This is a genomic window from Streptomyces hokutonensis, from assembly GCF_042751305.1.
GTDB classification, from domain to species: domain Bacteria; phylum Actinomycetota; class Actinomycetes; order Streptomycetales; family Streptomycetaceae; genus Streptomyces; species Streptomyces hokutonensis_A.
In genome coordinates, this window is record NZ_JBHYWD010000034.1 from 11,077 (window position 1) to 31,806 (window position 20,730).

Annotated in this window: 18 protein-coding genes and 3 pseudogenes; 10 read left to right on the plus strand and 11 right to left on the minus strand. The window is 69.1% G+C overall.

All coding sequences use genetic code 11. The features are described 5' to 3' along the window. Window positions 1-12: 12 nt before the first annotated feature. The 3 genes from ACFXC1_RS47135 to ACFXC1_RS47145 are packed head-to-tail and all read right to left on the minus strand — an operon-like array spanning window position 13 to window position 3,836. Entirely contained in the window at window positions 13-2,208 is a 2,196-nt protein-coding gene (locus tag ACFXC1_RS47135; protein ID WP_381255443.1) for a xanthine dehydrogenase family protein molybdopterin-binding subunit, read from the minus strand. After that, a complete protein-coding gene (locus ACFXC1_RS47140; protein WP_381255446.1) occupies window positions 2,205-3,185 on the minus strand; it encodes an FAD binding domain-containing protein in 981 nt (326 codons plus the stop codon). The genes ACFXC1_RS47135 and ACFXC1_RS47140 overlap by 4 nt, the downstream gene beginning before the upstream one ends. 12 nt (window positions 3,186-3,197) lie before the next feature. Next, on the minus strand, window positions 3,198-3,836 hold the full coding sequence (locus tag ACFXC1_RS47145; RefSeq protein ID WP_381255448.1) for a (2Fe-2S)-binding protein: 639 nt from the start codon (window positions 3,834-3,836) through the stop codon (window positions 3,198-3,200). A gap of 262 nt (window positions 3,837-4,098) precedes the next feature. Between ACFXC1_RS47145 and ACFXC1_RS47150 the strand changes: the two are divergent. The 3 genes and pseudogenes from ACFXC1_RS47150 to ACFXC1_RS47160 all read left to right on the plus strand — a co-directional run. Then, window positions 4,099-4,397, plus strand: a pseudogene (locus ACFXC1_RS47150) (serine hydrolase domain-containing protein); the annotation flags it as partial. Then, window positions 4,394-4,648: an NAD(P)-dependent oxidoreductase gene (locus ACFXC1_RS47155; protein ID WP_381255620.1), complete on the plus strand. Its 255-nt coding sequence runs from the start codon at window positions 4,394-4,396 to the stop codon at window positions 4,646-4,648. The pseudogene ACFXC1_RS47150 and the gene ACFXC1_RS47155, both read left to right, overlap by 4 nt. A gap of 15 nt (window positions 4,649-4,663) precedes the next feature. Continuing rightward, window positions 4,664-5,446: an NADPH-dependent F420 reductase gene (locus tag ACFXC1_RS47160; RefSeq protein ID WP_381255608.1), complete on the plus strand. Its 783-nt coding sequence runs from the start codon at window positions 4,664-4,666 to the stop codon at window positions 5,444-5,446. 59 nt (window positions 5,447-5,505) lie between these two features. On the opposite strand, the gene ACFXC1_RS47165 is transcribed toward ACFXC1_RS47160, so the two are convergent. The 3 genes from ACFXC1_RS47165 to ACFXC1_RS47175 all read right to left on the minus strand — a co-directional run bounded on the left by ACFXC1_RS47165 (window position 5,506) and on the right by ACFXC1_RS47175 (window position 6,517). Continuing rightward, a complete protein-coding gene (locus tag ACFXC1_RS47165) occupies window positions 5,506-6,042 on the minus strand; it encodes a glycoside hydrolase family protein (RefSeq protein ID WP_381255451.1) in 537 nt (178 codons plus the stop codon). Beyond that, complete coding sequence (locus ACFXC1_RS47170; protein WP_381255453.1) at window positions 6,032-6,160, minus strand: hypothetical protein; 129 nt, start codon at window positions 6,158-6,160, stop codon at window positions 6,032-6,034. The genes ACFXC1_RS47165 and ACFXC1_RS47170 overlap by 11 nt, the downstream gene beginning before the upstream one ends. Before the next feature lie 213 nt (window positions 6,161-6,373). Continuing rightward, complete coding sequence (locus ACFXC1_RS47175) at window positions 6,374-6,517, minus strand: hypothetical protein (RefSeq protein WP_381255455.1); 144 nt, start codon at window positions 6,515-6,517, stop codon at window positions 6,374-6,376. 175 nt (window positions 6,518-6,692) lie between these two features. Between ACFXC1_RS47175 and ACFXC1_RS47180 the strand changes: the two are divergent. Both ACFXC1_RS47180 and ACFXC1_RS47185 read left to right on the plus strand, forming a co-directional pair. Further along, a pseudogene (locus ACFXC1_RS47180) lies at window positions 6,693-7,205 on the plus strand (transposase); the annotation flags it as partial. Window positions 7,206-7,656: 451 nt separating this feature from the next. After that, the gene (locus ACFXC1_RS47185; RefSeq protein ID WP_381255613.1) at window positions 7,657-8,166 is read left to right on the plus strand and encodes a hypothetical protein; all 510 of its coding nucleotides are present in this window, start codon (window positions 7,657-7,659) and stop codon (window positions 8,164-8,166) included. On the opposite strand, the gene ACFXC1_RS47190 is transcribed toward ACFXC1_RS47185, so the two are convergent. From ACFXC1_RS47190 to ACFXC1_RS51265, 3 genes and pseudogenes are all read right to left on the minus strand, one after another. Next, the gene (locus ACFXC1_RS47190) at window positions 8,120-8,914 is read right to left on the minus strand and encodes an IS5 family transposase (RefSeq protein ID WP_381255457.1); all 795 of its coding nucleotides are present in this window, start codon (window positions 8,912-8,914) and stop codon (window positions 8,120-8,122) included. The genes ACFXC1_RS47185 and ACFXC1_RS47190 overlap by 47 nt on opposite strands. 313 nt (window positions 8,915-9,227) lie before the next feature. Next, on the minus strand, window positions 9,228-10,796 hold the full coding sequence (gene murJ / locus ACFXC1_RS47195) for a murein biosynthesis integral membrane protein MurJ (RefSeq protein ID WP_381255460.1): 1,569 nt from the start codon (window positions 10,794-10,796) through the stop codon (window positions 9,228-9,230). A 178-nt stretch (window positions 10,797-10,974) separates the two neighbouring features. After that, window positions 10,975-12,067: pseudogene (locus ACFXC1_RS51265) on the minus strand (IS630 family transposase). Window positions 12,068-12,227: 160 nt separating this feature from the next. Between ACFXC1_RS51265 and ACFXC1_RS47210 the strand changes: the two are divergent. Together ACFXC1_RS47210 and ACFXC1_RS47215 are read left to right on the plus strand one after the other, a co-directional pair. Next, a complete protein-coding gene (locus ACFXC1_RS47210) occupies window positions 12,228-12,449 on the plus strand; it encodes a hypothetical protein (RefSeq protein WP_381255466.1) in 222 nt (73 codons plus the stop codon). A gap of 280 nt (window positions 12,450-12,729) precedes the next feature. Next, window positions 12,730-13,302 carry a Uma2 family endonuclease gene (locus tag ACFXC1_RS47215; RefSeq protein ID WP_381255469.1) on the plus strand — a complete coding sequence of 191 codons (573 nt, stop codon included), beginning with the start codon at window positions 12,730-12,732 and terminating at the stop codon, window positions 13,300-13,302. A gap of 67 nt (window positions 13,303-13,369) precedes the next feature. Here the strand turns inward: ACFXC1_RS47215 and ACFXC1_RS47220 are convergent, their stop codons facing one another. Both ACFXC1_RS47220 and ACFXC1_RS47225 read right to left on the minus strand, forming a co-directional pair. Beyond that, entirely contained in the window at window positions 13,370-13,654 is a 285-nt protein-coding gene (locus ACFXC1_RS47220; protein WP_381255472.1) for a hypothetical protein, read from the minus strand. Window positions 13,655-13,698: 44 nt separating this feature from the next. Next, entirely contained in the window at window positions 13,699-13,866 is a 168-nt protein-coding gene (locus tag ACFXC1_RS47225; protein WP_381255474.1) for a hypothetical protein, read from the minus strand. 610 nt (window positions 13,867-14,476) lie between these two features. Here ACFXC1_RS47225 and ACFXC1_RS47230 point away from each other — a divergent pair. From ACFXC1_RS47230 to ACFXC1_RS47240, 3 genes are all read left to right on the plus strand, one after another. After that, window positions 14,477-15,706 (plus strand): AAA family ATPase, encoded by a 1,230-nt coding sequence (locus tag ACFXC1_RS47230; RefSeq protein ID WP_381255477.1) that lies wholly within the window; start codon window positions 14,477-14,479, stop codon window positions 15,704-15,706. Between the two features lie 89 nt (window positions 15,707-15,795). Further along, window positions 15,796-16,236 carry a helix-turn-helix domain-containing protein gene (locus ACFXC1_RS47235; protein ID WP_381255480.1) on the plus strand — a complete coding sequence of 147 codons (441 nt, stop codon included), beginning with the start codon at window positions 15,796-15,798 and terminating at the stop codon, window positions 16,234-16,236. Window positions 16,237-17,807: 1,571 nt separating this feature from the next. Continuing rightward, on the plus strand, window positions 17,808-20,708 hold the full coding sequence (locus ACFXC1_RS47240) for a CRISPR-associated endonuclease Cas3'' (RefSeq protein WP_381255483.1): 2,901 nt from the start codon (window positions 17,808-17,810) through the stop codon (window positions 20,706-20,708). Window positions 20,709-20,730: the final 22 nt, after the last annotated feature.

Consider the following 20,730-nt stretch of genomic DNA (forward strand, 5'->3'; position numbering starts at 1 on the left):
CACCCGGGCGGCTCAGAGCAGGGCTTCCACGGTGATGGGCAGTTCGCGGACGCGGCGGCCGGTGGCGTGGAAGACCGCGTTGGCTATGGCGGGTGCCACGCCGACGTGCACAACCTCGCCAAGGCCCTTGACGCCGATGGTGGCTGCCTCCAGGTCCTCGCCACCGTCGAGGAAGATCGCCCGCAGGTCGGGGACATCGGCGTTGACCGGGACCATGTAGTTGGCGAGATCGGCGTTGACGATCCGGCCGTCGCGGTGGTCGGTGACCGTGTGCTCCAGCAGTGCCGCGCCAATGCCGCCGACCTGACCGCCCAGAGCCTGGCTGTCGGCGAGCTTGGGGCTGATGATGCGGCCGGCGTCGTAGACGCCGAGCATCCGCCGCACCCGCACCAGGCCCAGGCGGGCGTCGACGGCGACCTCGGCGAACGTCACGCTGTAGCTGTACATGGAGGACCGGGCCTCGCCTGCGGTGTAGGACCCGAGGACTTCGAGGTGGGTGCGGCCGTTGCGGGTCAGGAGCTGCCGGTAGGTCTCGCCGCGTGCCGGATTGTCCGGCATGTGCAGCCGCCCGGCGCGGACCACGACGTTGCGGGCGTCGACGCCGTACAGAGGTGAGCGCTCGTCCTCGACGGCGAGCTTGATTGCCTGCTTCCGCAGTGTGTCGCAGCCGTCCTGGACGGCGGAGCCGACCATGGCCATGGTCATCGAGCCGCCGTGGGGTGGGGCCGGCGGCATGGTGGAGTCACCGAGCCGGAAGGTGACATGGCGCATCGTCAGGCCCAGGGCATCTGCGGCGACCTGGGACTGGGAGGTGTAGGTGCCCGGCCCCATGTCGCTGGTCGCGGCCTCGACCAGGGCGGTGCCGTCGGCATCCAGCCTGACCCGGGCCTGGGTGGTGAAGCCGCGGGGGACGTCCATGATGCCGGCGGCCATGCCGGTGCCGAGCAGCCAGTCGCCGTCGCGGGTGGAGCGCGGTTTGGGGTTGCGCCGGCTCCACCCGAACTCGCGGGCGCCGGTGGCCAGGCACTCGCGCAGCCGCCGGGTGGAGAACGGCAGCCCGTTGGACGGGTCCTCCTCCGGTTCGTTGCGCAGGCGCAGCTCGATGGGGTCGATGCCCAGCTTGTGGGCGAGTTCGTCGATGGCCGACTCGATGGCGAAAGCGGCGGTGGCGAAGCCGGGACCGCGCATCCACGCCGGTGTGTTCACGTCCAGCGGCACCGTCCGGTAGTCCTGGCGGACATGGGGCGCGTTGTAGACCATCTGCCCGGCGTGCAGGACGCCCTCGGTGAAGTTCTCGTAGGTCGAGGTCTCCGCCTTCAGGTTCTGCACTATGGCGCTCACCCGTCCGCGCCGGTCGCTGCCCAGGCGCACCCGGTACTCGTAGGCGGGCCGGTAGCCCGTCCCGAAATACATCTGCTTGCGGGACAGCACGAGCTTGACCGGGCGGCCCGTCTCACGGGCGGCGATCGCCGCGGTGGCGATGTGAGGCCAGGCGCGAATGGCACTGCCGAACCCGCCGCCGAGGAACGGCGCGATGACGCGCACCGAGTCCTTCGGGATGCCGAACTGGGCGGCGACGTCCTTCTGTGTACCGACGGGCCACTGGGTCTTGTCCCAGAGGGTGAGTTTGTCGCCGTCCCAGCGGGCGATGGTGGCGTGCGGTTCCATCGCGTTGTGGTGGGCGCGAGGCTGCCGGTAGGTGACGTCCAGCCGGACGGCGGCGGCTGCGAACGCCTTGTCCGCGTCGCCCCGCGCATAGTTCACAGGTTCGCCGGTCGCAGCGGAGGCCATGTCGGTCGACGGCTTCTCGGCGTCGTAGCGGACCTTCACCAGGCTCGCGGCGTGCTGCGCGACCTCCAGGGTGGTGGCCACCACGACGGCGACCGGCTGGCCGCGGAAGAGGACCTTGTCGTCCTGGAAGACCTCGAGTTGCCTCCCTGGCGGATCAATCGACTCCGGGTTGCCGCGGTAGGCCAGCTTGGGTGCGTTGAGGTGGCTGATGACCTTGATGACGCCGCGCTGAGCGAGGGCCGCGCGGGTGTCGATGCCGGTGATGCGCCCACGGCCTATGGTGCTGTCGACGATGACGGCGTGGACGACTCCCTCGATGTCGTGTTCGGCGGCGTACGTCGCCCTCCCCGTCACCTTCAGCCGGCCGTCCACCCTGGACAGTGGCGCACCGACGGCGGCCTGCGGCTGCGGGCTCACTTGGCACCTCCTACGATGCGCAGTTGGCGCTCGACTGTGCGTTTCAGGAGTTCGACCTTGAAGCGGTTGTGCTCCAACGGGTGGGCCCCGTCCGCCGCATGCTTCGCTGCTTCGGCCCATAGCGCCTGCGAGGGCCGCTCGCCGATGAGGTGTTTCTCGACGGCGGGCAGCTTCCAGGGCACAGTGCCCACACCACCGGCGGCCACCTTCGCCTCGCGGATCACCCCGCCGCGCACGTGCAGCGCGACCGCCGCAGAGGTCAGCGCGAACTCGTACGACTGCCGGTCACGTACCTTCAGATAGCCGGACTTCAGCGGGCGCGGAAGGGCTGGAATCTCCACCGCGGTAATCAACTCGCCCTGGTGGAGCGCCTGTTCACGGTCCGGAGTGCTGCCGGGCCGGAGCAGGAAGTCGGCAAAGGGGATGCCGCGTGAGCCGTCCGGGCCCGCCAGGCGGACGGTCGCCTCCAGCGCGGCGAAGGCCACGGCGACATCGGACGGGTGGGTGGCCACGCAGGACTCTGAGGTGCCGAGGATCGCGTGGGTGCGGTTGAAGCCGTCCCGCGCGGCGCAGCCCGAGCCGGGCTCGCGCTTGTTGCAGGCGGCGGTCACGTCGCGGAAGTAGGTGCAGCGGGTGCGCTGCATGATGTTCCCGCCGATGGTGGCCATGTTCCGCAACTGCGCCGAGGCACTCAGCTCCAGCGCCTCGGAGATGACCGGGTAGGTGGTGCGGACCTTGGTGTGCGCGGCGGCCTCCGCCATCCGCACCAACGCGCCGATGCGCAGGCCCCCGCGCTCGGTGACGGTGACCTCGCGCAGCGGCAGCGCGCTGATGTCGACCAGCGTCCCGGGACGTTCGACCGTCTCACGCATCAGATCGACCAGGGTGGTGCCGCCGGCGATGTAACGCCCGCCGCGCCGACCGGCGTTGAGTGCTTCAGCGGTGTCGGAGACCTTGGTGAAGGCGAAGGGATACATGGGAGGCTGGTCTCATTTCCCGTGGGCGGTCTGCTCGACCGCGCGCACGATCTTCACGTAGCAGCCGCAGCGGCAGATGTTGCCGCTCATCCACTCCCGGATCTCGTCCGCTGATCCGGTGTGGCCTTCCTCGATGCAGCCGACGCCGGACAGGACCTGACCCGGCGTGCAGTAGCCGCACTGGAACGCGTCCTGCTCGATGAACGCCTGTTGCAGCGGGTGAAGTTCGTCGCCGTCGGCCAGGCCCTCGATGGTGGTGACCTCGGCGCCCTCCAGGCGCACTGCCAGCGTCAGGCAGGAGTTGACCCGGCGCCCGTCGACGAGGACCGTGCAGGCGCCGCAGGCACCGGCGTTGCAGCCCTTCTTCGATCCGGGCAAGTCCAGGTGTTCGCGCAGGAGATCCAGCAGCGAGGTCCGATTGTCGACCGTGATGGCGTGGCGCTTCCCGTTCACCGTCAGCGAGACACGATTGCTCGGCGGCGCCTCGGCGGCTCCGGTCTCGGCGGCAAGGGCGGCCGGACCTGTCATCAGGCCGCCCGCCACCACGGCACCACCGACCGCGGTGGTCGTCGCAATGAACGTGCGCCGGGACGGCGCGGAGGGGTGCTCGGTGGGGGGAGGAACAGCTGACTCGGTGAGTTCGGTTGACATGCGTACGCTTTCCGATCGGCGGAAGGTCGATGGCCTGGTTCGTCGGCGTACCTGGCGGCGGAACCCGCGTCGTCGGCATCGCCGGTGTGCCTCCGGCCGTTGTCGTCAGTTGCGATGGAGGACGCGGCGCAGGGCACAGGGGAGTTCGCCCAGCTCGCCGAGAAGCGCGTTGCTGGTCATGACCGTTAGTTTGCCATCACTTGGCAGTTTCTTGGGGGGTAGAGTTTTCTGCCTGGATGACGGCCTGAGCGGTCCGTATGTTGCGGATGCCGCGCGCATTCGGCCCTGGGAGCGGGGCACCGTGGTCAACGTGTGGTCGACGACGAAGGGGCCGACGGCGCTGTGCGCGCATCTGCTGGGAGACCGGGGACAGCTCGACTGGACGCTCCCGTGGCCACGTACTGGCCGGAGTTCGCCGCGGCCGGCAAGTCGTCCGTCCTCGTACGTCACCTCGTCTCGCACCGGGCGGGCCTGGCCGGGCTTCGCGAGCCGTACCGCCTTGCCGAGATGTCCGACTGGGAGCACACCACCGCGCGGCTGGCCACCATGGAGCCGTGGTGGCCTCGACAAGGGGCCTTCGCCGACACCGCCGGAGTTGGCAGATCCTCACCGTCTCCTGGGCGCTCGCCTACCCGACGCCTCTGACCACCAAGGCCGCCACAGGTAACAGCCACGCCGTCGACCTGACCGCGCTCGATCGTCTGCCCGGCCTGCCCAGGATCTCCCGGGCCGACGTCGCCGCCTTCCTACTGGACGCCGCCGTCGAAGGCTCCTGGTCCCGGCGCACCGCGGTACTCACCGCCGGCCGCTGACCGCCTCGTCCTGCCATCTCACACACCCAGCAAGGAGATCGACCCGTGACCAAGACCCTTGGCCTCATCGGCAGCGGAAGCATCGGCAGCTCGGTGGCCCGCCTCGCCGTCGCCGCCGGACTGAACGTCGTCCTGAGCAACTCCCGAGGTCCCGAGACCCTGGCTGACCTGGTTGCCGAGCTGGGCACGAACGCCCGGGCCGCCACCCCGGAGGACGCCGCCGAGGCAGGCGACCTCGTGGTGGTGACCGTCCCACTGGCAGCACACGACCGGCTCCCCGCGACCGCCCTGACCGGCAAGACAGTGATCGACACGATGGTCTACTACCCCCACCGCGACGGCCACATCGAAGAGCTGGACGCAGGAACCCTGACCTCAAGCGCGCTCGTACAGCGACACCTGGCCGGCTCGCGGGTGGTCAAGACGTTCAGCAACGTTGACTTCCACCGTTTGCTCATCTCGGCCCGGCCGGCCGGGGCCGCCGACCGCAGCGCCTTGGCCGTCGCCGGCGACGAGGCCGCGGCCAAGGCCGAGGTGGTCAGGTTCCTGGACGCGATCGGCTACGACGCGGTCGACATCGGCACCCTCGCCGACAGTTGGTGCATCGGGCCCAACACGCCGATTCACGTCCAGCCCTACTTGGGAGAGCGGCCCCCAGGACTGAGCAGCGCCGAGGAGCGCGCGCGTTGGTTCTTCCAGGCGCCGGGTAATCCGGTGCCCGCCGACCTCGTGAGGGAATTGGTCGCCTCGGCCGTTACGGTGCCGGCGGGCGGACCGGACCCGGCTGCCGCGCACTGAGTCCGGCGCCGCGGTGCGGCTGAACGAGGAGCGATGGGTCCGCGACAGCCGCGTGTAAGTCAGTCGTAGTCCTCGATCCGCCATTCGTCGTGCCAGTCCACGAAGGCCATCTCTCCTTCGAAGCGGAGGGGGAGCCAGACGTAGTCCGCGATCGACGTGTCGGGGTTGATCAGTTCCTCGGGAAGGGCGATTGGGGTGTCGGAGGCATCCTCCGTCGGGTCGGCGTAGCGCCTGCGCATCTCTTGCCGGATCGGCTGGGCCAGTTCGGGCGCCAGGTGTGGCAGCCATCTGTCGGCCAGGGCGATGTAGAGGTTCTTCTTGTGCGGGTGCTTGAACACCGAGCTGATCTGGGAGCGGTGCGACGTCCGGGAGGCGTCGCCAGGGTGCGGATCACCCAGTACGGTCCACGGACCGTGGTAGGTCCGCGCGACGGCTACCTCCGACGGATTGGGGGCGTAGCCGGTGGTGCCCGAAGTGATCAGGTAGTGCAGTCCGTTGCGCGTGAAGTAGGCCGGTGCCTCACGGACGTACGGCGGGTGGGGCTGGGGGAAGTGGGTCGAGTAGTAGCCGGTGACGTCGGTGTAGTCATCGGTCAAGGTCGAAGTCGCCCGCGTTCATCCCGAAAGGGCGCAAGCCGGTACGGACGACGCGATAGGGGCCGAGGAAGTCGTCGGCGACGAGGACAGTGCTCTCCTGTGTGTTCCCCTCACCCATGATCTTGATCCAGCACACGTACTGCTTGGTCGCGGCGTTGAAGATGATGTGCGGGCGGTCGACCTGCTGGGCCGGGTGAAGGGGAGAGTGCGGGTCGTTCGGCTCGGGCGGGATGATCAGGCCCCGGTCCTCCCAGTTGTAGAGGTCGGTGGAGGCGTAGCAGCGGATTCCCCAGTGCCAGATTCCACTGCCGGGCGTGCGGTAGCCAGCTGGTCAGCGGCTGCCTCGGCGTGCGTGTGCCTCCGCGAGGAAGAGGTAGTTGGCGGCGGTCCAGGTATAGGCGCGGGGCAGAAGGACGCAGTCCTGGACGGCCATGGCCCGTTCCGGTCCGGGGGCGCGGACGGGGGTGCCGTCCACGAGGATCTCTCCCTCGTTCCAGTCCTGTCTTGCCGCAGCCGCTGGGGCCGAGCACGGTCAGGAACTCGTTGTCGTCGATGGTCAGGTCGGCTTCGGGCAGAACGTGGACCGTACCGCCCTCACGCCCCGCGAACTTCTTGCTGACGCCTCGCGATCACGCTTGCTCCTCGGAGGGTGGGGCCGGCGTGGCCACACGCCGGTGGTCCGGGTGCGCGGCCGCTCCTGGCGCCGCTGGTCGATCGCCGCAATGTGCTGCTACCGGCCGGGTGAGGCGTCGCGGCTGATCTACCGGCCGCGCCGCCACCGCAAGCACAAGGGCACAGGACGTGACAGCTTCTCCTGGCGTGACTACCGCGCCCTGGTCGTCCGCGCCCACATCCAGCTCAAGGCCCCCATCGTCTTGATCTGGGACAATCTCAACGTCCACCGGGCCGCCGGGATGCGGGATTACGCAGTCTCGCAAGACTGGCTGACCATCGTGCAACTTCCCTCCTATGCACCGGACTTGAATCCGGTGGAGGGCATCTGGTCACTGTTACGGCGCGGCCCGCTGGCCAACACCGCCTTCACCGACGACGAGCACCTCGAACGCACCCTGCGCCATATCCAGCTCCGGCCCGACCTCATCGACGGTTGTCTCGCCGGCACCAGACTCACCCTCACCCACCACCCGACAACAACCCGATGAGCTCAGTAATGGCGACTCAGCCAAAACAACAGCAGACCAACGCCCCCGGATCCGGCGGCACCAGCGGCACCGAGTGCCGCCTGCTGGGCGAGCCGAAGCCAGAACTGAGCCCGGGCGGTGCGCGGTCGCTTGCTTTCCTCTGATGTGGTCATCCGTGTTCCCTCTCCATCGGGACCGGGGCCTGTACCCCGGTCCCGATCGTTACCGATCCTGGCCGGGCAGGGAGTGCCGAAGGCCCTCGGAAGCGTTGCCATTCGCAGTTGCAGCGCCGGGCCTGTGTTGGCGCCCGAGGTGGCAACACTTCGTTAGCACAGACGAGTTGGTGTGCCGCCATACTGAGTAGCTGTTGTCTTTCCGGGCTTGGGGGCTGCGTTTCCGCTGGTGGGGCATAGGGTCGGCGGCCTTGTGGGAGTGGTGGGCTGTCGTGTCGTCGCTCCTGCGGAGGTTGCGGATGCCGTCGGTCGTGGGGCTGCTGGAACAGCACGAACTCTCCGCTCGGCGCCGGGTCGAGGAGTTGCGGGAGGAAGCCGACCGTATCCAGGCCGAGTTGAGCGTGGCCGAGCAGGAATGGAAAGAATGGGCCATCGCCCGCTCACGGGTCGGTGCGGTGCTGGTCGCGGAGAACGGTGACGCCGGTGTGGAGGCCGCTCGGGAACTGCGGGATGCGGCGAAGCCGAAAACGCAGGTTCCAGTGTGGCGTGAGGGACTGGCCTGGTCGGTGTTGTCGGTCGACTACCAGCGCATTCTGCAGGCTCTCGCGGATCGGCATCGCCTGCATCAAGGGCCGCTGACCTGCCAGGAGATGGCCGTGGTGTTCGGCATGGACGTGGTGCCGGCCAAGGTGGAGGCATTGCGGTCGAAGGCGAAACGCCTGGTCGCGCGCGGCTGGCTCACCGAGCGGCAGCCGGGCCAGTTCACCCTTGTCGATGCCGTCGCTTCGCGGTCAGGCGGCGACTCATGAGGAGCGTCATCGACCAGTAGACCATCGCCTCGGCGCTGGTGGTGCGGCGCTCGAAGTCGCGCGCCAGGCGGCGGCTTTGCATCAGGTGGGCGAAGAACCGCTCGACGATCCACCGCTTGGGCAGCACCACGAACCCCTTCTGGCCGTCGCTGCGCCTGACGATCGAGACGACCAGCGCAAGCGCGTTCAGGCAGTGATCGATGAGGCTGCCGGTGTAGCCGGCGTCGGCCCAGACCAGGGCGAGACGATGGTGTGCGTCGGCCACTTGTCGCAGCAGGACCCGGGCGGCGGCGCGATCACCGGTGTCCGCGGCGGTGACCACCACGCCCAGCAGCAGACCGAGCGTGTCGACCACGACGTGCCGCTTGCGGCCGTTGACCAGTTTGCCGCCGTCGAAGCCGCGGCTGTCCGCTCCGACGACGGCGTCCGCTTTGACGGACTGCGAGTTGATCACCCCAGCTGTCGGCTCCGCGTCCCGCCCCGACTCCTCGCGGACCCTGGCGCGCAGCCGGTCGTGGAACTCCCTGACCAGGGCGTGGTCGCGCCAGCGGCGGAAGAACGCGTAGACCCGGTCCCACGGCGGGAAATCGGCCGGCATCGCCCGCCACTTGATCCCGTTGTCGACCAGGTAGCGGACCGCGTCCAGCATCGCCCGGTGGCAGTACGCCTCCGGCTGACCACCCCGGCCCCGCAGCCAGGCCGGCACCGGCAGCAGCGGCCGGATGGCGGCCCACTCCGCGTCCGTCATGTCCGAGGGATACCGCCGAACACGTTCCGGGTGGTCGGCCGCATTCCCGAACCGGTGAGCGACACAATCACACGCCGGTGCAGCCGAGTTGAACTCCACCGGCACGAGCGCGTACAACTGCCGCAACAGGGTCTCCTGGGTCTCGGTTGGCTTCGCAACCCCGAGCTACCAGGAGGCCCTGTACTCATTCCCGTAGCCAGCTTCGATCACCCGATCGAGACTCCCGTTCGACGCACACACCTCAAGATCGGAACGACAACAGCTACTTACTCAGAGGCAGTTGGACACTGCGGCCTCGACGGTGGCTGTCAGGTCACCCCAGCCCTGGCAGGCTGCGCAGCTCAGCGATCCGCAGGAGTCGCGCAAGGAGCAGGAACAGCAGGACCATCGCGATGCTGCCCGCGGCGAGCGAGAGCGCGGGTGCCAAAGAAACTGAAGTCAGGGTCTGGCTGCAGGAGCGGGCAGTGAGCCACCCAGCAGCCCCGGCGACGGCGGCGGCTGCAGTGAGTTTGGTGTAGGTGCGGCAGATCCGCCGGCCGTCGAGGAGCCCCTCTGTGCGCTGCCGCAGGCGCAAGGCGGTCAGCAGCAGGCCGATCGCGTAGGACAGGGCGTAGGCGGCGGCCATCCCCATGACCGCCCAGCGCGGTGGCAGCAGGAGGTGGCAGGCCGTGGCGAGAGTGATGTTGATGCCGCTGATCCACACCGCCATCCGGAACGGCGTGCGGGTGTCCTCGAAGGCGTAGAAGCCGCGCAGCAGGAGGTACTGGGCGGAGAACGGGATCAGGCCCAGGCCGAAGGCTTGCAGCATATGGCCCAGGGGGACGGTGGCTGCCGTGTCGGCGGCGCCGTGGGCGAACAACAGCTGGGCGATCTGCGGGCCGAAGGCGAGGAAGAAGAAGGCGGCGGGGACGATGATGACGCCGCTGATCCGCAGCGCTCGGGACAGGTCGGCGCGCAGGTCGTCGACGCGCTGCTCCGTCACTGCCCGGCTCATGCGCGGGAGCAGGGCTGTCACGAGGGAGACGGTGACGATCGATTGGGGCAGCATCCAGATCTGCTGGGCGTAGCTGTAGGCGGTGTAGCCGACGCCGTCGTGAGGCAGAGCGGCGTCGGCGGAGGAAGCCAGGCGGGTGACCACTGTGCTCGCCACGAGGTTGGCCAGCACGAACAATAGGGTCCAGCGGGCCGCGTTCACGCTCTTGCGCAGGCCGGTGCCGCGCCAGTCGAAGCGCGGCCGGAACCGGAAGCCGGCCGCGCGAGCGTAGGGGATCAAGGCGAGTGCCTGGAGGGCGAGAGCGAGTGTGGTCCCGATCCCGAGCAGTCTGACCTGGCCGTGGGTAACGTCCGAGACCTGTTCGGGGGCGGTCATCAGGCCGAGGTAGAGGCCGAACATGGAGATCAGGACGAGGTTGTTGAGGACCGGGGTCCACATCATCGCGCCGAACCGGTTCCGGGCATTGAGGACTTGGCCGAAGATGCTGAACACGCCGTAGAAGAAGATCTGCGGGAGCAGGAAGCGGGCGAAGGTCACCGTCAGCTCGAACGCGTCGTGCGTGGCGGGTGTATCACGCTGGTAGACGCTGATGATCTCAGGGGCCGCCCACGTGGCCAGCGCGGTCCCCGCGCCGAGGACGCACAGCACCAGGGTGACCAGGCGTTGTTCAAAGGCGGCGCCGCCGTCGGTGTCCTCTGCGCGGGCCCGTATGAGTTGGGGGACTAGGACAGAGTTCAGTGCGCCGCCGATCAGCAGGAAGTACAGACTGGTCGGCACCGTGTTGGCCTGGTTGTAGGTGGTGGCCAATAGCCCGGTGCCCAGCGCGGCGGCCTGCAGCACCTGCCGTATCAGTCCGGTGGCACGCGAGACCACCGTTCCCGCCGCCATCAGCGCAGACGAACGCAACAGTCCGCCCCCGCCTCGCGCCTTCTTTGGGGCAGCGTGCCTCCGTCTTGCGGACCGCTCTAACCGCGCGGGCGACGTCTCCTCGATCATGGGCACAATTTACGATCCAGGCCCCGCCCCACTGGAGGGGCCTCGGGCTTCAGGGCGCCTTTGTGGCCAACTACTGAGCTCGTCGGGTTGTTGTCGGGTGCTGGGTGAGGGTGAGGCCGGTGCCGGCGAGACAGCCGTCGATGAGGTCGGGCCGGAGTTGGATATGGCGTAGGCCTCGGCGGAGGGTGCGTTCGAGGTGCTCGTCGTCGGTGAAGGCGGTGTTGGCCGGCGGGCCGCGCCGTAACAGTGACCAGATGCCCTCCACCGGATTCAAGTCCGGTGCGTAGGAGGAAAGTTGCACGATGGTCAGCCAGTCTTGCGAGACTGCGTAATCCCGCATCCCGGCGGCCCGGTGGACGTTGAGATTGTCCCGGATCAAGACGATGGGGGCCTTGAGCTGGATGTGGGCGCGGACGACCAGGGCGCGGTAGTCACGCCAGGAGAAGCTGTCGCGTCCTGTGCCCTTGTGCTTGCGGTGGCGGCGCGGCCGGTAGATCAGCCGCGACGTCTCGCCCTCCTTGTAGCAGTACATTGCGGCGAGAGACCAGCGGCGCCAGGAGCGGCCGCGCACCCGGACACGGGCGCGTGGCCATGCCGGCCCCAGGTGCGGGCCCGTGGCGGTGTCATCGGGAACCCGGCCTCGTTCTCGAAGACCACAGAGGCGGCCGGCGCCGCCGCGGTCATTCCGACTGCGGCCACACATCCTTCTTCCACAGGGCGACCGTATGCTCGTCCTGTTCCAGTGCCCGGCGAGCGGGAGACTGCCAGGACCAGCCGTGGCGGTGCAGCAGCCGCCACACGGCCGCCGTCGAGCAGCCGATACGGAACTTGAGGGCGATCAGGGGTCTGATCCGTGCCAGGGTCCACCGCCGGTCCTCCCAGCCATGCCCGGCGGGACCGAAGGCCAACTCCTTCTCCAACTCGGCGAACTGGCCGTCGGACAGCCTGGGCAGTTTCGGCGGCCCAGCGGTGGCAAGGGCCTCCATCCCGCCCTCCCGCCAGGCACGCCGCCAGCATTCCACCGACCGCTCACTCACCCGCAGATCCCTCGCGATCACCGCGGTCCGCTCACCGCGGGCAAACCGCTCGCCGGCCTCGTACCGAATCCGCTCACGAAACCGCCGCCGCTCGGCGGTCAATCCGCCGCCTTGCGCGTACCGCATACCCCCGGCCTACCGCAGGGATCACCACCCGACACCAACCCGAAGAGATCAGTAATCGCTTGGTCCGCTCGGTCCGCAGGATCGATCCTGGAACCGAAATACCCCCGAGGCCGGCCGTCGCAAGTCTTCGGCCCGTGGCACATGCACGGCCTGAGAGCCGATGGAAGCCGCAGACCGGCTCGCCCAGAAGATCGAATCGTTGATCCGGATGCTCGCGGAAGCCGAGCCTGCCGCGTTGAGCGCCGGCTATCTGGCAGATCCTTCGTCAGGACACCCGGTGCTGCGGGGTTCCACCACGACGGCGCTCGTGCCCTGCTGGAGCGAGTACCCCAGCGGCCTGGTGGTGCCCGCCTCGGCCACGCCGCCCGCACTGGCTTTGTAAGTGAGTCCGACTTTACATACGAAGCCAGCGGTGGACAGCGGCCAGTATGCGACCGCCGAGGAGGTGTGGTCGTTGTACCGGGCCACGACGACGTAAGCCCCTGCTGCCGGTGGAAGTATGTCGCTGGCAGGAAAGGCGGCTGTTCGTCACGTCCCCCAGGCGGACGGGGACGCTGCGGGCGGCTGGCTTCATCAACTACGCTGTCACTGATCGTGTGGCCTGTGTCCGTGCTCCGGGAGCAAGGCCCCTTGACCACCTTTGAAGGCGCCTGGAGGCAGTCGTGACCGCCGGACTTCCTGACTGGATGATCCCGCCCAGGCCCAGTGGCTGGGAGGCGGAGGACCTTGACCATCTTCCGCAGGCGCCGCGGCACACCGAACTCATTGACGGAGCATTGATCTTCATGATGTCGCCGCAGCGGTCCTGGCATTCCCGGCTCGTGGAGAGTCTCACGTTCGGCTTGCGGCAGGCAGCTCCCGCGGGCTTCGAGGCGGAGCGGGAGATGACGGTCCGCCTGGACAGGAAGAGCCGGCCCGAGCCCGACATCCTTGTCTCTACCGCCGCATATGATCCTGACCGCACCTGGTACGCGCCCGAGGATGTCGCTCTGGTCGTCGAGGTCGTCTCGGAGGAGTCGGCGGACCGTGACCGGTCTCTGAAACCCTTCAAGTATGGCCAGGCCAAGATCGCCCACTTCTGGCGTATCGAGGACGAGGGGGGCGCCCCCACTGTCCACACCTACGAACTCGACGCTATGACGAGTACCTATGTGCCCACAGGCATCCATCGAGGCCGGCTGAAGGTGTCCCTGCCCTTCCCCCTGGATATCGATCTCGACGCCCTCGTACCGTGACCGAGGCGTGGGGGTAGCGCCGGTCGTGCCTCTGACGTGGTAGGCGCTTTCGTACGTGGACGTCATCTCACGTGTCGGTGATGTTGTGGCCGATGGCGTGGTTGGATTCGGCTTTGGCGATCCCGGCGAGGATGGGCCAGCGTATGCCTTGGCACTTTGGCACGTATTGGCCGACGTGCTGGACGGCCTTGTTGTAGGCGGTGAGCATGCGTGCTGGGATGTCGGCGGCGCTGCCGTCCTCGGCGATTCCGCTGTCGTTGCTCGCCTCTGTCTTCAGTGCCGTGTAGGCGCTGATCGCGTTGGAGACGGGTACGGCGCAGCACACGGCGGCGGACATCAGCAGTGCGATCACACAGCCCCACTGCTTCGCTCGCTTCAGACGGCGCCCGGGTTGGCTCACTCGTCCTCACCGTCCTGGATCCGCCACCGTTCCCGCATGGCGCGCAGTGCTTCGTCCTTCCGCATCCGCTCCCGCAGTTGGTCCTGGTTGCCGGTGCCCGAGGTAGCGCCCGTGTCGTGGCCTCCGGTCGCAGCGGGCCCGGCCCCGCCCGGTGGACGGGCCATGGGCCCGGGACCGAGGCGGGTTGTCCACGAAGGCGCCGGAGCAGGCGCCGGCGGGGTGGTGGTGCCGCCCGCGAGGGGTGGCGTGCGGGGGCCTCCGGCGCCGGGGCCGGGCTGGCGCGGGCGCCCGCTGACCGTCATCGGCCGTGGTGGTGCTGTCGGCCGTGGTGGTGCTGTCGGGCGGGCCGGAACGGCCGGCGCCGTTGCGGTTGCCGGGCGACGGCTGAAGAGCCGACGGGTCTGGGCACTGACCCGGGCCACGGTGCGGCCTGTGTCGACCCAGGCCCGGGCGTCCTCGCGCCCGGTGCGATGTGCCGGTGTGGTGTCAGTGGGTGGTGTCAGTGACGGTATGCCAGGTCGGGGTGTTTTCGCTGGTGGTGGGGTGTTGAGTGTGGGGAGTCACTGACCATGGGGCGGTGTCTGGTGCTGTGGTGGCTGTCATGGGGCGGTACACCCTTCCCTGTTCCGCTGTCGTGGGAACGGCACTTCTGATCCTTTGAGGGCCGGTCGGCGGCACGGTGGTCGGCGTCGGGTTTGGGCGTCGGGAGGGTGTGGGGTGGGGGAGCCGGGCGTGTGGGGTGAGGTCACGGCGGGGTTGAGGGTGTCCAGGCCGGTGCTGGTGGCGCGGCTGCTGGAGCTCGAGGCGGCGGGGGCGTTGACCACGGCGCACGTGCGTGCGGGCGCCCAGGTTGGTGGGGTGAATGTGCGCACGGTGTGGCGCTGGCTGGATGCGGCGCGGACGGAAGGCCGTGTGGAGCGCAGGCCGCGGGCTCGGCTGGAGTTGTCCGACCAGGTGTGGGAGGTGCTGGCACAGGCGGGCGGGAACGTGTCGGTGCTGCACCGGCACCTGAAGAATGCTGGGGGAGAAGTGCCGTCGCTGGCGTCGTTGTACCGGGTGGTGCGCCGGGATTTGGAGGCCAGCAGGGTCTTGCCGGACCGCGTGGTGGTGCGGCGGGAGCGGGAGGAGCAGCGGACACGGCAGGCGCTGGCTGATCTTGCGCTGGCCGGGCCGCGTGAGGGCGGCGAGGTGAAGGCGGCGGCGTGCCGGCCGCCGCACCCCGCGTCGGCGGCGGCGTCCGCGGTCCTGCCGTCGGGGGAGAGCGGTGCGGTGGCGGGTGTGGCGTTGCCGGCCGGAGCGCAGCTGGTGGGGACGTCGTCGGTGCGGGCGGTGGCCGAGGCGGTCGGGCAGGCGATGGCGGCGGAGGGCGCGGTGTGTGTGTTCGGCGACCCGGGCCGGGGCAAGACCGTGGCCGTGCGGATGGCGCTCCGCGGAGTCCCGCCGGGCTGGAGAGTGACGTGGGTGCCGGTGCCGGTGCGCCCGTCGGTGTCAGGCATGAGGCGGGCGGTGTTCGATGCTCTGGCGCTGCCGGGTCGTTTCCCGCACACGTCGGCGCTGGCTGACGCCGCGGTCGCGGGGGCTTTGGGTGAGGCGCGGGTGCTGGTGGTCGATGAGGCGCAGCGCCTGTCTGTGCCGTGCCTGGAGTACCTGCAGAGCTTGTGGGACCACTCCGGCACGCGGATCACGCTGGTGCTGTGTGGGTCGGGCAGCGAGCGGGCGCTGGCCCGGCTGCCGCAGTTGGCGTCGCGGGTCGGCGCGTGGCAGGAGGTTCCGCGCCTGGCCGCAGCGGAAGTGGCGGCCGTGGTGACCGGCTTCCATCCGCTGTGGCGCACCATCGCGGCTCCGGATCTGGCGTGGATCGACCGGTCGTGCGCGCACGGCACGTTCCGCATGTGGGCTGCTTTGACCGCGCACCTGCAGAACGCGCTGCTGACCACCGCTGACGCGGCCGTTGACCGGGCTTTGTTGGGGCGGTTGTTCAGGAGGGTCGCGCCGCCGCTGTGAACCAAGCGGTCTGCAAGGGGCGGGAGGGCGATCGCAGGCGCTCGGCACCGGGCACGTACAGGACGTCCCACTGCGCGAGGGGAACTGACATGGAGGACGGTGACGCCGTTCGTACAGGCGGCGGGTTGCCCGCGGCATCGAGGACGGCACTGCGCGGTCCGGCGGTCCGGCGGCTGCTCGCACTGCGGGCGGAGAAGAAGCTGACGGCAGGCCATGTACGGGTGGCTGCAGATGCGTTGGGGGTGGCGGAGCGCACGGTGTGGCGGTGGCTGGCCGCGGCTGAGGGTGATGAGGGCGCGGCAGCCAGCCCTGGTGCCCCGTCCCGGGCCGGTGCGACGTTCACGATCACGCCTGAAGTCCGTGGGTTGTTGGCACTGTGGAAGGGGAACGTGCGGGCCGTCCATCGCGAACTGGTCCTCCGCGCCGCTCGGAAGTCTCCGCCTGCAGACGCACCGTCGCTGACGACGCTGCACCGCGCGATCCGCCGGGTGTTGTCTTGCGCTGTAACGTCCAAGATTTCTCTCATCTGAATGTCGATCGGAAAGCTCTGTTGAGCTGGTTGGTTGGTTCCATGAAGTGACATTGCGTGAGAGGTGGGCGTGGCAAGTCATGCAAAAGTCCAGGACATTCTGACGCGAATCGCGTAAGAGATTTGATCTTGGTTCGTCGGCCTGAAGTACCTGGTGTGGTCTGTGAACTCGAAGCGCGGTACATCGGCACTTCTCCGCGTGTGCGGAGCGGGCTTCGTGTTCACGCACTTCCACAACGACACCGGCGGTTTATCTCTGCGTGTGCGGAGTGGGCTCTTGTTGACCTGCGGTTGTGTGGTGGCTTTGCCGTTACGTGATGTGGGTGCGGGGCGGGCGGCTCGGGGAGTCTGCCCGGCCTGCCGGGCTGATGATGCGTGCCATGGGGGCGATTCACTCAAGCGAGCGGTTGTGGGCAGGAGTTGGTCTCTGCGTGTGCGGACTGGACGCCGGCGTCATCGTCCTCTCCGCCCTGTACGGCGGTTCATCTCTGCGTATGTGGAGCGGTCGTCGTCATTCAGGTGCGCGACAGCCGTCGGGACGATGCATCTCTGCGCGTGCGGAGTGGACGAACTGACCCGCCACATGGGCTCGTTCGGGAACGGTACATCTCCGCGTGTGCAGAGTGGACAGCATCGCTCGCAGCAGGGTGGTCTTCCCGGCCGGTGCATCTCCACGCGTGCGGAGTAGATGGCTCGTCGAGCATCCAGGAGATGCGGTGCGGCGGTTCATCTCTGCGTGTGCGGAGTTGAACGTGGTGCGATCGACCTCCATGAACGCGCGGAGCGGTGCATCTCTGCGTGTGCGGAGTGGACACGCGTTCAAGCATGGGCTCGGTGATCTCGGGCGGTACATCTCTGCGTGTGCGGAGTGTGCGCCGCGCCGGGCGCCCGGGACCACTACACCGTCGGTGCATCTCTGCGTGTGCGGAGTGGACTACTGGTCGGCCTGGTCGACGAGCTCGTTCTTCGGTACATCTCTGCGTGTGCAGAGGGAGCCCGGAGACAGTACGGGTGGACCGGGGCAAGGACGGTGCATCTGCGCGTGCGCGGCTCGAATGACGAAGGTCGCGGGGAGGCGTTCGGCGAGGTTGGTGCATCTCCGCTCGTGCGGAGTGGACAAGACGGTGAGGAGAGCACCGGGAGCGGTCATCGGTACATCTCTGCGTGTGCGGAGAGGGCGATCGTCTACTCGGGCAGGCTGTCGAGGAATTCGGTTCATCTCTGCGTGTGCGGAGAGGGCACCCGCGGCCTGCGCGCCTACCTCACCGCCACCGGTTCATCTCTGCGTGTGCGGAGAGGGCGGATGGACGGGCACGCTGCGAAGGGGAGCCGACGGTTCATCTCTGCGTGTGCGGAGAGGGCTCTTGCTGACCTGCGGTTGTGTGGTGGCTTTGCCGTTACGTGATGTGGGTGCTGGGGGAGTCTGCCCCGTCTTCCGGGCTGGTGATGCGTGTGATGGGGGCGATTCACTCAAGCGGGCGTTTGTGGGCGGGAGTTGGCGAGTGCCGGGGTGCGGCGGGGTAGGGGAGGCGGCGTTTGGTTCCGGTGGCTGTCGGGAGGGCGAGCGCGGGCGTGGGGGTTGTAGAAGAGAGCCGGATCAAGGGGTTGTCGTTGTGTTTGTGGGGCAAGTACTGCGCCCGGTACGGGTTGATCTACCCGGTGCTGTTCCACATGCTCGATACGGCTGCTGTGGCGGGGGAGTTGTGGGACCGGCTGCTGACAGGGACGCAGCGTGCTGCCATCGCCGGGGGGCTGGGGATGAGCGAGGCGCAGGCCCGCTGTGTGGTGATGTTCGTCGCGGGTCTGCATGATCTGGGCAAAGTGAGCCGTTTCCAGGCCTGCGAGCCGGTCGCGTGGGCACGGGTCAGTGATGCGCTGCGGGCCGATACGGGCCGCTGGAGACTGATGCGGCACGAGCGGGCTTCCGCACACGCCCTGGTCGGGATCCTCGCGGAGATGGGTTACGAACTGTCGGATGATGCCAGTCCGGCGGTGCGGATGGCACAGATCGTCGGCGGTCATCACGGACGTTTCCCGCAGCTCGATGTGCACGGTGCGGCCAGTACCCGGCGTGTGCAGGCCGACCTGGGCGGCCGGCTGTGGCAGGAGATCCGTTTCCGCTATGCCGCCCAGGTACGGCATCTGACGGGTGCCGAGGCCACGCCGAGGCAGGTGTCCGTCACGGCTGCGGTGCTGATGACCGGGCTGGTGATGGCTGCCGACCGGCTGGCCAGCCAGCGCAAGGTGTGGGCGCCGCGGGCGGACATGCCCGCCTATGGTGCGGCCGAGCACTTCGCCTGGGCCCGCTGGAAGGCCCGCGCGGTGGTGGAGGAGTCACGGCTGGCACGTATCGACCTGCCAAAACTGCCGTTCTGCGCCGCGCATCCCGGTCTGCGCACCCCGAACCCCCTGCAGGCCTCCGTCCTGGACCGTCTCCCTCAACTGGCCGGTGCACGAGGCGCGGGGATCCTGCTGGTCACCGACGGCACCGGCGCGGGCAAGACCGTCACCGCCCTGGAGGCGGCCCGTATCCTCAACGACGCGTGCGGCACCCGGGGACTGTGTTTTCTGCTGCCCACCACGGCCACCGCGGACGCTGCCTACGACACGCTGTGCGGCTACCTCCGTGCGCACCGTCCCACTCCGGCCGTGCTCACGCTCGCGCACAACCACAGCTGGCTGAACGCCGCCTACACCGACGAGATGCTCGCTCCCGGCGACGTCCCTGTCTGCACCGGCGACGACCCGCACCCCGACGAGGACGACGACGAGGACGACGGCTGCCGGCCGGCCGGCAGCCGGGGGAGGGGCGGTACCTGGCGGCGGATCCTCCCGGACGGCTGGGTAAGAGGCTGGGACCGTGCGCTGCTGGCCCAGTTCACCGTCGCCACCGTCGACCAGGCACTGATGGCTGCGCTCCCGGTGCGTGACAGTGCTCTGCGGATGCTGTCCCTGTCGGGCAAGTGCGTCATCGTCGACGAGGCACATGCGCTCACCGCGTTCAGCCGGCGCATCCTGACCCGCCTGCTGCACTGGCTGGGCAGCCTGCGTGTCCCGGTGGTGGTGCTGTCGGCGACCCTGCCGGGACAGGAGGCGCGTGAACTCGTGTACTCCTACCTGGCCGGTGCCGACCACCGCAGACGCGATCTGATGGCGCGCGCAGGCGAGTTCACCGTGCCCTACCCGGGCTGGCTGTTCGCCGACGCCGCCACCGCCCAGGTCGCCCTCATCCCCGCCGACGCACGCACACAGCACGCCGCAGCCCAGCAGCGCACCGTCACTCTCCGATTGCGGCCGGCGCACTACCGTCGCCTCGACGGCCCAGCACGCAGGGCCAGAACGGGGGAGCGGCTGGCCCGCATCGCCGCAGAGGTCGCGCCCGTGGCCCGGCTGGGCGGATGCGCCGTCATCGTGTGCGCCACGGTCGCCGACGCCCAGGACACCTACCGCTACCTCCAGCGGTTCCTGGAGTGGCCCGCAGGACCGCAGGAACTGCTGCTGGTGCACGCCCGGTTTCCCGGCCACTACCTCGAACGGGCTCTGGCGCAGGTCCGTACCGGGCTCGGCCCGACCGGTCCGCGCCCCGAACGGCTAGTGGTGGTCACCACCAGCCTCCTGGAACTCAGCCTCAATATCGATGCCGACCTCGTGGTCAGCGACCTCACCTCACTGGCCCGGCTCATCCAGCGCGCGGGACGGCTGTGGCGCTTCGAACAGACCTGGCAGAACGAACGGCCTCCCGGCATCGCCCCGCGTCCGCCCTGGATTCGATCCCGCGGCCCCCGTCTCACCGTCGTGCACCCTGTCGACCACGACCGCACCACCCTGCTGCCCGACGCCTGGGCTGCGACCGAACACCCCTACCTCCAGCACGCCACCGCCCACCTGCTCACCCTTCCCGACCACCACCAGATCACCCTGCCCGGGCACGCCCAGCACCTGGTCGAACTCATCCACCAGTCCGGCCGGCCGGCCACCTGGTCTGACCCTCTCGCTGCCCTGCACGCCCAGCACCTGGCGGCAGAGCGGGCCGAGGAACACACCAGCAGCGCCCACCTCGTGCCCTCGCACGACCGCGTCGCCTCCCTGTCCGACCTGCACCGCCAGAAGCTGACCGCAGCCCAGGCAGCCACCCGCCCGCACGATCGGCCCGGCCGCGTCCTCGCCTGCTACCGGCACCGCGACCGCCCGCCCACCCTCGACGCGGCAGGCCAACTCCCTCTGCCCCAGGGCCCCCACCTGAGCCCAGCCGCGATCCGTACCGTCCTGCAGCACTGCGTGCCGGTACCCAGCGCCGGGGGGGGGGCCGCCCCCCCCGCCCCCCCCCGCCCCCGGGGCGGGCAGCCCCACCCCCTGCGCGCCCCCCCCCGCCGCCCCCCCCCCCACCCCGCCCCCCCCCCAACCGGCCCACTCGGCTGCCACCAGCTGTATATCGATGACGAACTGGGCCTGATCCACACCGAAACGGCCTGACTTTGCAAGAGGGACGCGGGTT

Excerpts from the sequence above, each read along its gene's own strand:
- ACFXC1_RS47190 (WP_381255457.1), bottom strand. The coding sequence starts at position 8,914 with ATGACGGACGCGGAGTGGGCCGCCATCCGGCCGCTGCTGCCGGTGCCG.
- ACFXC1_RS47210 (WP_381255466.1), top strand. The coding sequence starts at position 12,228 with ATGGAAGCCGCAGACCGGCTCGCCCAGAAGATCGAATCGTTGATCCGG.
- ACFXC1_RS47170 (WP_381255453.1), bottom strand. The coding sequence starts at position 6,160 with ATGGGTGAGGGGAACACACAGGAGAGCACTGTCCTCGTCGCCGACGAC.
- ACFXC1_RS47140 (WP_381255446.1), bottom strand. The coding sequence starts at position 3,185 with ATGTATCCCTTCGCCTTCACCAAGGTCTCCGACACCGCTGAAGCACTC.
- ACFXC1_RS47235 (WP_381255480.1), top strand. The coding sequence starts at position 15,796 with ATGGAGGACGGTGACGCCGTTCGTACAGGCGGCGGGTTGCCCGCGGCA.
- ACFXC1_RS47225 (WP_381255474.1), bottom strand. The coding sequence starts at position 13,866 with ATGGCCCGTCCACCGGGCGGGGCCGGGCCCGCTGCGACCGGAGGCCAC.
- ACFXC1_RS47145 (WP_381255448.1), bottom strand. The coding sequence starts at position 3,836 with ATGTCAACCGAACTCACCGAGTCAGCTGTTCCTCCCCCCACCGAGCAC.
- murJ (WP_381255460.1), bottom strand. The coding sequence starts at position 10,796 with ATGGCGGCGGGAACGGTGGTCTCGCGTGCCACCGGACTGATACGGCAG.
- ACFXC1_RS47185 (WP_381255613.1), top strand. The coding sequence starts at position 7,657 with ATGCCGTCGGTCGTGGGGCTGCTGGAACAGCACGAACTCTCCGCTCGG.